Genomic DNA, 13,017 nt, shown 5'->3' with positions numbered 1-13,017 from the left:
AAGAGCGGTATCATTTCAGGCTTGATATCCGCTCTTTGTCGTTATGGGTTATAGGTTACAACACGGTGGTTAACCGATGATCATCTGTCCTAGCAGATAGCCTAAACAGCACGCGCCAATCACGCCAATCAAACCAACCGACATAAAGGAGTGGTTGAAATACCACTTACCAATTTTGGTGGTGCCCGTGTTATCAAAGTTCACAGTCGCGATATCTGACGGGTAGTTTGGAATAAAGAAGTAGCCGTATAGGGCAGGCATTAAGCCAACCAGCAAGGCTGGTTCCAAACCCAGACCAAGACCGACGGGAAGCATCATGCGCGCTACAGCGGCTTGAGAGTTCACCACGACCGATACAATGAACAGCGCCAGTGCGAATGTCCATGGGTAGTTGTTTACCATCTCCACAATGCCAGATTTGAATTGCGGCATCGCGTATTGGAAGTAGGTGTCAGACATCCACGCAATACCGAAGATGGCAATTGCCGCAACCATGCCCGATTTGAATACAACGCCATTTGGCACGCTGCGCGGGTCGGTCTTGGTTGCCAACAAAATGATACCGCCGAAACAGAGCATCATCATTTGAATGACCACGGCCATACTGATGGGTTTAGTGCCTTCGCCGATGATACGAACTTCAGGAATCATCGCGATAACCACAATGGTCAAAATCGACAAAATGAACAGTAGAACCGAGTTACGTGCTGCTGCAGGTAGATGCTCATCCAACGACGTCGCGGTGGTGTTGAGGATCTTCTCGCGCCAAACAGGATCTTTCAAACGTGCTTGATATTCAGGATCATCTTCCAACTCCTTGCCGCGTTTCATGCTGTAGAGTGACATCAACAAAGTACCAAACAGTGTTGCTGGCACAGTCACAAGCAGAATAGAAAGGAGCGTAATCTCATGATTGATATCAGAAAGCTGTGCAAGGTAGTAAACCACAGCCGCTGAGATTGGCGAGGCCGTAATCGCGATTTGTGACGCAACGGATGCGGCTGCCATCGGGCGCTCAGGTCGAATACCATTTTTCAGTGCAACGTCACCGATGATTGGCATGATTGAGTAAACCGCGTGGCCAGTACCCAACATGAATGTCATGGTGTAGGTGACAAAAGGAGCAATGAGGGTAACGCGTTTCGGGTTTTTGCGCAGCATTCTTTCAGCCACTTGCAGCATGTACTTCAAGCCGCCCGCCGCTTCCAAAATAGACGCACAGGTCACGACCGCCAAAATGATCAGCATTACCGTGACAGGCGGGGACGTTGGAGGCATTTTGAAAACAAAAACTTCAATCACCAAACCGATGCCGGAAACGACCCCGAGACCGATACCGCCGTATCGAGAGCCGATGTATAGCATCAGCAAAAGGAACAGGAATTCCAAATACAACATATTGTTTATCCTTAACGAAATATTGGTGATGTCATTCTCGCGCGTTATACAAAAAAAATAGTAAACGCGGTTCACATAACACTTTTATGCAAATTTGGAATGCAATTTCTCGGTGTTAACTCACGGAAAATCGGGCGTTCGTAAAGGTCAGGTAAGGAAGCTGTTAATGGATAATTGAGAGATTAAACAGATAGAGTTAACAATGGTGAATTTGTGTTCGCGCGATGTTTTATACAATCACTGAGTTGCGTGTTTACTTTTTGTAACATGTGGCCCGTATTTTTCTTTTTGTTTAGTGATTTGTGCTGCAAATTGCCATTAAAGCTAACGGTTTTGATTACTAATTTGCATAAGAACGTGATTGAAACTGACTTTATGAAACCCATAGATAACATGTGGTTAAAATCGTGATATGCATCCTTTGTCTATTCAATTAAACAGGTAAGAATCAGCGTTTCAGAAAAACATGACTCAGTTGGCTTTATTTATAAAAATGGATGCTTAAATGAAATTAAGTAATTTGTCTGTTAAGTACAAACTTCTATCGCTTGTCTTACTCGCGGCGTTGTTAATCGCGGTCACTTCACTCTATAACCTCAATGAACAGCGAAAAACATCCCTCGCTGAACGGGAAAGCAAACTCAGCGCTCAAGTCGAAACGGTAGCGAGTCTGATAGAGCATTATCGCACTTTATCCAAAGAAATTGGTTTGGATGAAGCGCAGGCGCAAGCGAAAGAGGCGGTGAATCAGTTGCGCTACGATGGGGATAATTATTTTTGGATCACCACACCGCAACTTCAGGTTGTTGTGCACCCTGTTAAACCAGAACTCAATGGGAAGAGTGCTCGGGATTTTAAAGATGGCGCGGGTAAATTTCATTGGCGAGAGATGGCAAGCGTCACATCCACGCAAGGGCGAGGTTTTCTCGACTATCAATGGAAAAGTCCTCAAGGTGAGCTAAAAGAAAAAATCTCTTATGTCACGCTGGTGCCTGAATGGAACTGGATCATTGGCTCGGGTATTTTGGTTGCCGATATTCATGAAGCGTTTTACCTACAAATGGCTAAGGCGGCACTGGTGGCGGGTTTGATGGCGGTGGTTCTACTCGCGATGGGGTATGTAATTTCTTCCAACATCGTCCTGCCTCTTAATCGATTGATTGAGAACACCAATAAAATTGCTGATGGCGATCTTCGTGTTCGTTTGAATGCAAAACGCAAAGACGAACTTGGTGTGATGAGTAATGAAATCGATCGAATGCTGGAGAAACTGCAGTACACCTTAATCGCCGCTCATGAAGCTTCCGCACAATCGGCGTCGATGGCACAAAATATTGCTCAGGCAAGTGAAGAAGCGGCAACCAGTGTTGGCAGTCAGCATGCTCAGTTAGAACTGCTTTCCGCGGCGATGACAGAGATGAGCACCACGATATCTGATGTCGCCAACAACGCGGAAAACACCGCGCATACGACGGGTGTGGTGACGACGCATGCAGAACAGAGTGGGGAATCGATGAGCAAAACGGCAGAGACGATCTCGCACGTCTCTCAGGAAATTTCTGCCGCCGATCAACTGGTGACGGAGCTGAAACTTGGCGTACAAGAGATCAGTGCCGTTGTTAGCGTAATTCGTGAGGTCTCTGAGCAGACAAATTTGCTCGCGCTCAACGCAGCGATTGAAGCGGCGCGTGCTGGTGAGCAAGGGCGTGGGTTTGCGGTGGTGGCGGATGAAGTGCGTAACTTGGCCTCACGGACTCAGCAATCCACCACGGAAGTACAGCAAACCATCGATCAGTTGACCGAACGTACCGCACGCACAGTCAAAGCGATGGAGCGCAGTAACAGCAAAGTTGAGCAAAGTGTGACAATTACGATTGAAACACAAAAGCAGTTGTCTCTAATGGTTGAAGAGTTGGTGAAATCCAATGATATGGTGGCGCAAATTGCAGCAGCCTCTGAGCAACAAGGCTTGGTCGCGAATGAAATGACGGAAAATGTCACCAGTATTCACTTAGCTGCCAATGAAGTGATGCAATCATCTCAGTTGCTTGCTCAAGAAAGCCAGTCGATGGCCGCCGCAGCTGAAATTTTAAATGACCAACTGCGTTACTTTAAGGTGTAAACCTGTTCAAAGTTACTCTGAAATGAAAGGACGAACGAAAAAGAGAACGAAAGAAAAACCGCTCAATTTGAGCGGTTTTGCTATTCTGTTGCGTTAAGCGTTTCAGCCTCGGCTGAGTTCTCTGCATCAGCGCCATTTTCCATTGCGTCTAACTTTTCGCTCTCGTCTAGCTTGGCGCGCTCTGCTTTGGAAATATAGCGAGGCTTGTTGCTTTTGTGCAGTTTGGCGTTTTGCTTTTTCTGCTTAGATTTTAAGATTTGATTGATTTTCTTTTTGCGGTTCATGTTTGCCCCCGTTAAAGGTGGCAGAGAATAATCATTTGTGCTGAAAAGTACAAGCGAGTTTGATTTAGATAAATGAAAACAATTCTCGGACAGACCTAAAATTGACAATGTTATTGATAAGAATTGGAAGTACGATGACTTCAAACATGCTGATGGGCGCCCTGGCGACAGAATTTAAAACAGTCTCTGCGATGATCAAGATTTATTGCAAAGATCATCACCAAAGCGAAGGGCTGTGCGATGAATGCCACGCGTTGATGGAGTACGCTGAGGTGCGCTTGGATAGATGCCCCTATGGTGAAAATAAGCCAACCTGCAATAAGTGTCCCATTCACTGTTATAAGAAAGCGCAAAAAGAACAGATGCGTTTGGTGATGCGTTACGCAGGCCCACGTATGTTACTCGTTCACCCCATACTGGCCGTGAGGCACTTACTGCATGAAAAAAAGGCGGTGCCAGAGAAGCCGGCACCGGAGAGTTCAAATCGACACAAACGGTTGGCTAGCAAGTCGTCACCACAGTCAGGTTCTTGATCCAGAATTTCTGTGTGTAGCGACGATAACAAAGCGCCAGCTTGACCACTTCTTCCGCTAACATCAGTGAGTAAACCACTTTAAACTCCATGCCTGCGATGAACGCAGCAAAAGCGCATAGGGGAATACCTGTCATCCACATGGCGATAAAGTCCATTCTCAAACAGAAGACGTTGTCGCCGCCCGCGCGGATGATGCCGTTGATGATGGTCATGTTCAGCATACGAATCCAAATGCCGCAGCAGAGGATAATTACAGCCGGTGCAGCAAGTGGGCGTAACTCCTCAGTATTCAAATTGAGGCCAGCAAGAATCCATTCGCGATTCAACAGCATGAACGCACCAACGGATAAACCAACAATAAACACCACTTTGATAAAGTACGCCGCCATGGCTTGAGCGCGTTCGAACTCATTTCGCCCTAAGGATTGGCCAATCAGCACAGAGCAGGCAACGGACAATCCGAAGAAAATCGCATAGCAAAGAGATTCAAACGGCCCCAACATGCTAAACACGGCCAGTTCAGTCGTTCCCATGTGGCCAAAGATAATTTGGTAGGACATGGTACCAATGCCCCACAACACTGCGCCTAACGTGACAGGAAGGGCTAATCGTCGATAGGAAAGCCATAAAGAAGGTCTTTCCGAGGAGGCTTCGGTTGTTAACAACCAATGTTGCTTTGATTTCATCAAAGTCAGCATCAAAAAGACTTGGATTGCACGTGAAATCGAGGTCGCTAATGCTGCACCTGCTACGCCCATCGCGGGTACACCAAACCCACCCTTAATCAACCAATAGTTCAACGCAATGTTAACCACAATAGTCAATGAACCGATGATAAGTGGGGTGACGGTGTCGCCGGATGAGCGCATGCTTGATTCAATCACAATCACGATGTGGGTTAACAACAGCACTGGGAACGCATACCACAGATACACGGATCCAAGACCAATAACAGTTTGGTCATTGGTTTGCAGCATCATAATGAACTGCGAACCTAATGTGATCAGCAGTGTCACCGGGATCAGGACTTTTAAGCCAAAGTTTAGCGCAATGAGAGACACCGCTTTTGCACTTCGTGCATCATCTTTGCCCCAATACTGCGCCACTAGCGTGCCATTGGCTGACGCTAAACCCGCCATAATCATGATGGCGATAAAGTGCCATTTTGAGGCAATTCCCACAGCGGCAGTTGCTTCTTTACCAAAGTCGCTTACCATAAGCACATCGGCTAAAGCCAAGATAGCCACCAATGCACTTTGAATGGCAACGGGGAAACCCAGCTTGGTAATGGTTTTCAATAGACCTTCTGGTAAGGTTTTTGGATTATTTGTCTCTGAGTGAAGTGCGTTCATTTTCTCTCCTCTGTTGCGGTGGGAATATAACGGGATTGCTGAGGAGTTAACATGTTTGAAAAATCACAAAACCTGTGCGAATCCGTCATTGATGGCTATTTGCCCAAGCAAGAGTGGATTGATGAGGTTTATCTGGCCGATCGATGCAAAGAGCGCTTTCTGACACAGACCGAAATTCCTGAATGGCAAAGCGCCGAGATTTTTATGGCGGGTATCGCAGAGCTAAGAGATGGCTACTACGTTGAGCGTTATGGCGTTGGCGTGCATACCTTGCTTTTTACCTTGAAAGGGGGCGGCGTGTTGATCACCAAAGATCGAGTGTGGGAAATCGCCCCTTACAGCTTAACGATTCTGCCTGCCCATACACCGTTTCGTTTTGAAATGAACCCCCGATTAGGCCATTGGGATATGATTTGGCTGCTACCTAAACCAACGGAAAAGTGGCAACACATAGAGCGTATGGGACAAACGGTGGTCAGTTTTCATGAAACGGAGTTAATCTGGTCGTTAATGTGTTTGTTGTACGGCGAGATAGGTGGAAGGCCGAGCTATCGCAGAATGTTGGTTAGTGAGGCTGCACGTATGTTGCTGGTTATTGAACCTACGATTTCAACCTCTCTCTCACGAGTGCAAACACTATTCAATGAGGTGGAGAGTCAGCTGCATTTGCCATGGAGCGTTGCGGATATGGCGTCACGCTGTTTTATCAGCGAGGAGCAGTTTAATCGCCTGACTAAGCAATTATTTGGTGTTTCTCCGCGCACGCGGCTTATACAACTGAGAATGGAAAAGGCAGCCGATCTCTTACGTTACAAAGAGTGGACGATAACCATGATTTCTCATCGTTTGGGATATAAAGACCCTTACAACTTCACCCACAGGTTTAAGAAATACTTTGGTATATCGCCAACTCACTTTCGTAAAAATCAGCAGTAAACGCGTTATTCGCCGAGAGACACCACTTTGCGTGTTTTCAGTGCGGCAAACAGCATGTAGATCGTTGTGGGCACTAGAATGGCAAAAAGGTAGCCAAGCAAGCCATGAGGCTGAGTCATGAATCTACCCGCCAGAGCAGGGCCCACCACTGAACCAACGCTGTAACTGAACAGCATCACTTGAGTGGCGGAAACAATGAACTTGTTGTCCAACTGTTGGCAGCCAAGCGTAATCGCAACAGGATACAAAGCAAACACCGCCATGCCCAAAATAAACAGCGACACCGCGAGGACAATCGTTGAGTTGGTAAGCAAAGTCATACCGATGGTAAAGACACCCACTAAGCAATAAAACGCCATCAGCAGCGTTTTACCCGTCCACTTGCTGAGTAATGTCACCGTAGGTTGAACCACCATTCCGCCGAGGATAACCAGCGCCATTAGGCTGCCGATCTCGCTATGAGAGATATCACGATTTGCCAGCTCTAGCGGCATCAAACCGTAAATAGCGCCCAAAGTGAGGCCGGAAACAATACAACCAATCACCGCAGCATGGTTAAGGTTGATGATCTGTTTAAACGACAGGCTTTCCGACACGGCGCTATTTGGTTGAGTGGTTCTAAAACAGATCAACGTAATGACGGCCAGTGACAATGTCACGCAAACAGTAGCAAAAGGCAGTAAACCTTGGGTACCAAGGAAGGTGATACCGATTTGCCCAAACGCCGTACCACCGTAGAGAGAGATCATATAAAAGCTCAAGCGTTTGGCACGCGAGCGCTCGTCGCCATCTAGCAGCCATGATTCCACGACAACGAAGATACCCGCTACGGCAATGCCTGCAATAAAGCGGGCCGCCAGCCAAACAGGGCTAGAAGCAAAGAAAGGCAAAACAACGATCGTGGCAATAAAGATAACTAGGCAGCTCACAAAGGCAAACTTGTGGCCGATGCGTTGAACCAAAGGCTCAAAAAACACAGAACCCAATAATAGGCCAGCGTAAAACGCACTAGCGAGCCAACTGGCTAATGAAACAGGAAGCTGATATTCACTCGTGACCAGTGGGATCAAACTCATCAAATACCCAGACGCAATAGAGTAGAGCGTTAAAGCAATGATTGGTATAGCAATACCGAATGATTTGTCACTGTGTTGGTTCACGCGTTGTCATCTCCAAATTTCACATGATTGTTAATGAAAGTGGCGCGACTATGCGACTAAAAAACAGACATGTAAAATCAGAGATATTTGTCGTCAGGGATGTGAAATTTTATTGATGTGCTGACTGAATGTTTAGGTGAAAGATATCGATAGGGTGAATGCATGCCAGGCGAAAACAGCGCTCGCCTGGCATTGCGATTACTTAATTAACGCTTGATTTAGCCATTGATCGAACTGGCTTTTAGGGAGGGCACCGTTAATCACATCCACACGTTGACCGTTTTTGAAAACCATCACGGTTGGAATGCTGCGAATTTGGAATTGTGCTGCGAGTTGTTGTTCGATTTCGGTGTTGATCTTAATGAAACGGACTTTGCCTTTACGCTCTGCAGCGACATCTTGGAAAACAGGAGCGAAACCCACACAAGGATTGCACCATGGTGCCCAGAAATCGACCACGACAGGTTGATCGCTTTGAAGCAAATGGGTGAAATTGTCGTTGGTCCCTTCGATAGGCGCGCCGTCGAGGAGATCGGCTTTGCATTTACCACAGTTCGGATTATCTGATACACGCTCGACGGGTAAACGGTTCATACCACCACATGATGGGCAACGTGAATGAAAGGTGGACATACTTTACTTCCTTTACTGATTTAACTTTTTATATCCTGCTGACTTGAAGTGAAGGCAGTATTGGTCGCTATGGCTCGTTTCAGAGCAAGGCGTTTCACCATGCACATAGCGCCATTTTTGCCACTGACTGGCCACAGCAAGTTGTTTAGGTATATATATGGGTGACAAGTGCCAAGTTCAATGAGGGAATCAAAACTGGACTTACCAGCTCCTTCGATAAAGCGTATACTTGCCGATACCACATGACCTGATGTCAGGTTATTAAATTCCAAAACAACAATAAATAGGTCTAAGATGACAAATTATTACGCGGAAATTACCGGTTGGGGGAAATGTTTGCCACCAGCTGTCTTGTCAAATGACGATCTGAGTACCTTCCTTGATACGTCGGACGAGTGGATCCGAACTCGTACTGGTATTGAAAATCGCCGTATCAGTCATGTAAATACTTCTGACTTAGCCACCGTAGCAGCAAAACAGGCGTTGGCGCGTGCAGGCATTACGGCTCAAGATATCGATTTAATTATTGTTGCGACTTGCTCGCCAGATTCTCTGATCCCTAACATTGCATCAATGGTGCAAAAGAACCTTGAAATTGAAGCGGCCGCGGCGTTTGATCTTAACGCGGCATGTACAGGCTTCGTGTACGGTTTGGAAACAGGCACGCGTTTAATCCAATCTGGCGCATACCGTCATGCATTGATTATTGGTGCAGAAAGACTGTCGTTTTACATTGACTGGGCAATGCGCGATACCGCGGTATTGTTTGGCGATGGTGCTGGTGCCGTGGTGCTGTCTCGCACTGAAGAAGCGGTTGGCTTGCAAAACGCCAAAATTGGTTGTGATGCACAAGGCCGTGACATTCTTTCTGTGCCTAAGTTTGGTACTTCTATGGATCGTTTTGCTGCAGACAACGGTTACTGGGATTTCAACTTTGTCGGTAAGGAAATCTTCAAACGTGCGGTAAAAGGCATGGGAAGCGCTGCGGCTCATGTTCTTGCACACGCAGGGATGAGCAAAGATGACATTAATGTGGTGATCCCACACCAAGCGAACATCCGTATTATTCAAACCTTGTGTGACCTTTCTGGTATTGATCAAAGCAAAGCGTTTGTGAACATTCAGAAATATGGCAACACCTCTGCGGCCACTGTCCCTATCGCATTGTGTGAAGCGGTAGAACAAGGTTACATCAAAGCGGGTGACAACATTTTGTTAGCGGCATTTGGTGCGGGTTTGACGTGGGGTGCTGGCTTAGTGAAATGGGGTCAACGCGTCGAGGCAATCAGTGAAAGTGATGCTGTCTTGCCTGAGTGCGACAAGAGTGCACTAGATCTATTGAAAAACGCGATTGAGCTATGTAACGCTCGCAGAGATAAGTAACTCTCTGATTAAAAATAAATAGGGAACCATTTTGATTCCCTATTTTTATTCTCTATAAATGGTCGTGCTTTATAAAAAACCGAGATCACCGTCTGGAAAATTAGCGAGATTAGGAAGGACATAACGCATCAGTTGCTCATCGTGAACCCCCATCCATTTTGCCAACGTCCCATGTACCTGATCGGCAGCGATGCGCGGAATTAAGCGACCTTTCGAATAATCATCCTCGCCATCAATTTTCAACGTTGGCCAGTGGCCAATGGCATTTTCACTGAGTACACCTTTCCCCATAATGATTTGGTGTCCTCCCCAACCATGATCGGTTCCGTTACCATTGCTCGCCATGCGACGCCCAAAATCTGACATAGTAAATGTGGTGACGCTGTCACTCATTTGATGTTCCCCCAATGCCTGGTGCAAAGCGTACATATTGTCGCTAAGGTCTTCCAGTAGAGCTGGGTGTTGAGTCAATTGAGTGTCGTGCACATCGTAGCCAGTCTGTTTTACAAAGTAGATTTGGCGACTTTGTCCCAATGCTTGATGTTGGCTGATAAGCTTAAACACAGTATTGAGCTGCTTACCGAGATCAGACGAAGTAAACATCGGGTTATCGGGCACTGAGTCGAGCGTTTGGCTTAAAGTATGGCTCACCGCTCGTGAGTGATTGACCATACGTCGGAACTGACGTTGGAACGGTGACTCACTCTCAAAAGCCAGCATCTCGTCATAAAGATCGCTAAGCCCAGAATCGGCGAGGCCATTTAACTCTACAGCACGATCTTTACGAAGCACCACTTGCTGATATTCAGAGGCGCGTAGCCACAACGAATCCCCGTGTACACTGTAAAGCGGTGTCACACTGCTTTGGCAAGACAGCGCGTCCAATAATCGGCCTGCCCAACCCAGGTTTATGCCTGAGTTGGCGGCACCTCGCATCCACTCATCAGATTGCGAATTGTGGGAAAACAGTTGCTCTGGCAGCATGGCGGTGCCATCGAGAATTTGCTGCTTTGTTGTGGGTTGACACAAGATCCCGGAATTAAGCACCACATTGGCGTCACCTTGGTTAAACACGCTAGCAAGCTTACTCATCGCAGGATGCAATCCCAATGTGACGGGTTTGCCTTGGTTGTCTTGCGCTTTGAGCGACAGAGGAATGATCTGTGATTGGCTTAGCGCAAGGTTGCCACGAACATTTTTATATTGCAGGTAGTGCTCGTTGTCTTTCGCTAATACGGTATTAATCGCATCATTGCCACCAGCAAGGTAGATACAAACCAATGCTTTGAAATCCGACCCAGCATGAGCCGGGAGTGAAAAGCCAAAAGTGCCAGCAAAACTAAGCGTTGCTGAAGCGTGTAAAAAATGTCTGCGTGAAAGTTTCATTTTCTTATCCTCACTTTTGGATAAAGAATTCTTCGCTCGATAGGGCGAGGAATAGAATCTGTGAAAGTTTGGTCTTGGCGACATAGCTTTCTGGATAGTCATTTAGCGTGTTCAGCAATAGGCTTTCTAGGGCATCTGACATTGCATCACCAAATAAACGCTCATTAATAAGATCGACTAAAGCTTGATGCTGATCCAAACGCTCATAATAAGGAGCTAGGTTCATGCTCATGGTTGGATCGTTGTTACTCTTAATGGCGTAGTACATGTAGTTCACGACTTGGGTGTAGACGTTCCAATCTAGAAGCTCAAACTCTGGCGCGACTAAGCCATTTTGCTCAAACTCTCCTTGAGGTGCGAAGTCTGGCGAATAAAAGTTGAATACGGAAGGCGCACGTAAGCCACCTTGATTGGCTACATTCAAAAAGGTTACCGCATTAATAAGCCTGTCGCTGGTAGGGGTGAGGTCAAAGGCACGGTGAAATTGTGTTAACACTAAAATCGGCTCTTTGATTTTGCTCACGCCGGCTTGGGCTTGCGGATCGGTCAGGATGGCGGAAAGCACCGCTTTGAGATCCCCACGAACCCCAGCACCATTATTGGCAAACACATTGGCAACGCGCTCGATGTACTCGGGACTCGGGTTTGAAGTGGTAAACCGCTGAATCAAAAGTCTCGATATAAAGGGAGCTACGTTAGGGTGCTGAAAGATAATATCCAGCACTAAATCAAGTTCAGCTTCTGGTTGCATGCCTGAAGGAATGGTGTGACCTAAAAACAACTTTTCACCACTATCGTGCGTACGTGCATTGGCCTTCATTGGCAGCAGGTAACTGTAGTCCGACCTCGACCAGCCAGTCAGCGAGCGCGCCAACTCCTGAATATCGTGCTGATGATAGGTGGCGAGTCGCTTACCGTTGGTGGTTTTGAATGAACCGTCCATATTGATCTGATACAAGCCAAGAGTGAACAATTGCATGAGTTCGCGAGCGAAATTTTCGTCGGGCAGAGCACCGGTAGAGGCATTTTCTTTTTTACTGCCCATCATTGATAGATAGCTACCCATGACTGGACTAATGGCGATCTCTTTTAATAACTCTCGATAATTACCAAATGCATGCTCACCCAGTTGGTCATAATACTGGCTAAGTGCTTGAGCTCTTGAACCAAATTGCCCGCCATAACGGGATACCACAACAATTTGGCTTAAAGCAAAAGCCATGCGTTGACGTAATTGATCTTCCGCTTGTATCGAAATTTGATACCAAGCGTTTTCACGATTGGCCTGTTCTCCTTTCGGGAATGGCGTTAAGTACAGGGTTTGATGTGAGGTAAATGGCAGTGAAAATTGATATTCAAGCCATGCTGTAATGCCCAAAGAATCTAGCTGTTGCTGAGTTTGTGGTGTTGGTCCAAAGGTGGTTTGATATAAAAATTGATATTGTTGTTGCTTGGTAAGATTATTGTTCTCACCGGCTATTACGACAGGTATAGAAATTAAAAATAAAATACCTAACAGCAGAGCATTTCTAATATTAATGTTCTGACGTTGTCTCATAATTGACTCTCTTACCATCCAAAAATGGTAGCGTGGTTTTTAGCTCTGTGAGCTGTAAAATAAACTACTAATCATTGGAAGCGCTTCTCCAAAATTATAGAGCGATAAACAGAACGCAGTGCAATTTTTTGTAAAAAATAAAGTGGTGATATCTATCTTATTGTTTTTTATGGAGTGTTAAATCTTCGATTAAATGCTGGTGGCTATTGATGGTATTAGAGTCGACATAAGTAGTGATAGCAATCGTACGAAAGTACCAAATTTCGTTAT

Annotated in this window: 11 protein-coding genes; 4 read left to right on the top strand and 7 right to left on the bottom strand. The window is 46.3% G+C overall.

What is annotated here, in order from left to right:
- Positions 1 to 69: 69 nt before the first annotated feature.
- Positions 70 to 1,398 (bottom strand): anaerobic C4-dicarboxylate transporter, encoded by a 1,329-nt coding sequence (locus tag CIK04_RS07865; RefSeq protein ID WP_026050833.1) that lies wholly within the window; start codon positions 1,396 to 1,398, stop codon positions 70 to 72.
- A 505-nt stretch (positions 1,399 to 1,903) separates the two neighbouring features.
- Between CIK04_RS07865 and CIK04_RS07860 the strand changes: the two genes are divergently transcribed.
- Complete coding sequence (locus CIK04_RS07860) at positions 1,904 to 3,520, top strand: methyl-accepting chemotaxis protein (RefSeq protein WP_097352376.1); 1,617 nt, start codon at positions 1,904 to 1,906, stop codon at positions 3,518 to 3,520.
- 80 nt (positions 3,521 to 3,600) lie between these two features.
- Here CIK04_RS07860 and CIK04_RS07855 read toward each other — a convergent pair whose 3' ends face one another.
- Complete coding sequence (locus tag CIK04_RS07855; protein ID WP_017789168.1) at positions 3,601 to 3,804, bottom strand: DUF2986 domain-containing protein; 204 nt, start codon at positions 3,802 to 3,804, stop codon at positions 3,601 to 3,603.
- A gap of 107 nt (positions 3,805 to 3,911) precedes the next feature.
- Between CIK04_RS07855 and CIK04_RS07850 the strand changes: the two genes are divergently transcribed.
- Entirely contained in the window at positions 3,912 to 4,337 is a 426-nt protein-coding gene (locus tag CIK04_RS07850; RefSeq protein ID WP_038941083.1) for a nitrous oxide-stimulated promoter family protein, read from the top strand.
- On the opposite strand, the gene CIK04_RS07845 is transcribed toward CIK04_RS07850, so the two are convergent.
- The gene (locus tag CIK04_RS07845; protein ID WP_097352377.1) at positions 4,306 to 5,691 is read right to left on the bottom strand and encodes an MATE family efflux transporter; all 1,386 of its coding nucleotides are present in this window, start codon (positions 5,689 to 5,691) and stop codon (positions 4,306 to 4,308) included. The two genes, CIK04_RS07850 and CIK04_RS07845, sit on opposite strands and share 32 nt — an antisense overlap.
- Before the next feature lie 51 nt (positions 5,692 to 5,742).
- On the opposite strand from CIK04_RS07845, the gene CIK04_RS07840 reads away from it, so the two are divergent.
- Positions 5,743 to 6,627, top strand: a complete 885-nt coding sequence (locus tag CIK04_RS07840; protein WP_026050834.1) for an AraC family transcriptional regulator — start codon at positions 5,743 to 5,745, stop codon at positions 6,625 to 6,627.
- A 5-nt stretch (positions 6,628 to 6,632) separates the two neighbouring features.
- Here CIK04_RS07840 and CIK04_RS07835 read toward each other — a convergent pair whose 3' ends face one another.
- On the bottom strand, positions 6,633 to 7,787 hold the full coding sequence (locus CIK04_RS07835) for an MFS transporter (protein ID WP_097352378.1): 1,155 nt from the start codon (positions 7,785 to 7,787) through the stop codon (positions 6,633 to 6,635).
- 198 nt (positions 7,788 to 7,985) lie between these two features.
- Complete coding sequence (gene trxC / locus CIK04_RS07830; protein WP_038964543.1) at positions 7,986 to 8,420, bottom strand: thioredoxin TrxC; 435 nt, start codon at positions 8,418 to 8,420, stop codon at positions 7,986 to 7,988.
- Positions 8,421 to 8,714: 294 nt separating this feature from the next.
- Between trxC and CIK04_RS07825 the strand changes: the two genes are divergently transcribed.
- Entirely contained in the window at positions 8,715 to 9,803 is a 1,089-nt protein-coding gene (locus CIK04_RS07825) for a ketoacyl-ACP synthase III (RefSeq protein WP_039446772.1), read from the top strand.
- Between the two features lie 69 nt (positions 9,804 to 9,872).
- Here CIK04_RS07825 and CIK04_RS07820 read toward each other — a convergent pair whose 3' ends face one another.
- Positions 9,873 to 11,189 carry a DUF1501 domain-containing protein gene (locus CIK04_RS07820; RefSeq protein ID WP_017422801.1) on the bottom strand — a complete coding sequence of 439 codons (1,317 nt, stop codon included), beginning with the start codon at positions 11,187 to 11,189 and terminating at the stop codon, positions 9,873 to 9,875.
- A gap of 10 nt (positions 11,190 to 11,199) precedes the next feature.
- Positions 11,200 to 12,765, bottom strand: a complete 1,566-nt coding sequence (locus CIK04_RS07815) for a DUF1800 family protein (RefSeq protein WP_097352379.1) — start codon at positions 12,763 to 12,765, stop codon at positions 11,200 to 11,202.
- Positions 12,766 to 13,017: the final 252 nt, after the last annotated feature.

Source organism: Vibrio sp. 03_296, assembly GCF_002265885.1.
This window is presented reverse-complemented; position numbering and strand designations above follow the sequence as displayed.

Coding starts and splice junctions, on each gene's coding strand:
- CIK04_RS07820 (WP_017422801.1), bottom strand. CDS start 11,189: ATGAAACTTTCACGCAGACATTTTTTACACGCTTCAGCAACGCTTAGT.
- CIK04_RS07865 (WP_026050833.1), bottom strand. CDS start 1,398: ATGTTGTATTTGGAATTCCTGTTCCTTTTGCTGATGCTATACATCGGC.
- trxC (WP_038964543.1), bottom strand. CDS start 8,420: ATGTCCACCTTTCATTCACGTTGCCCATCATGTGGTGGTATGAACCGT.
- CIK04_RS07845 (WP_097352377.1), bottom strand. CDS start 5,691: ATGAACGCACTTCACTCAGAGACAAATAATCCAAAAACCTTACCAGAA.
- CIK04_RS07825 (WP_039446772.1), top strand. CDS start 8,715: ATGACAAATTATTACGCGGAAATTACCGGTTGGGGGAAATGTTTGCCA.
- CIK04_RS07860 (WP_097352376.1), top strand. CDS start 1,904: ATGAAATTAAGTAATTTGTCTGTTAAGTACAAACTTCTATCGCTTGTC.
- CIK04_RS07840 (WP_026050834.1), top strand. CDS start 5,743: ATGTTTGAAAAATCACAAAACCTGTGCGAATCCGTCATTGATGGCTAT.
- CIK04_RS07815 (WP_097352379.1), bottom strand. CDS start 12,765: ATGGTAAGAGAGTCAATTATGAGACAACGTCAGAACATTAATATTAGA.
- CIK04_RS07850 (WP_038941083.1), top strand. CDS start 3,912: ATGTTATTGATAAGAATTGGAAGTACGATGACTTCAAACATGCTGATG.
- CIK04_RS07855 (WP_017789168.1), bottom strand. CDS start 3,804: ATGAACCGCAAAAAGAAAATCAATCAAATCTTAAAATCTAAGCAGAAA.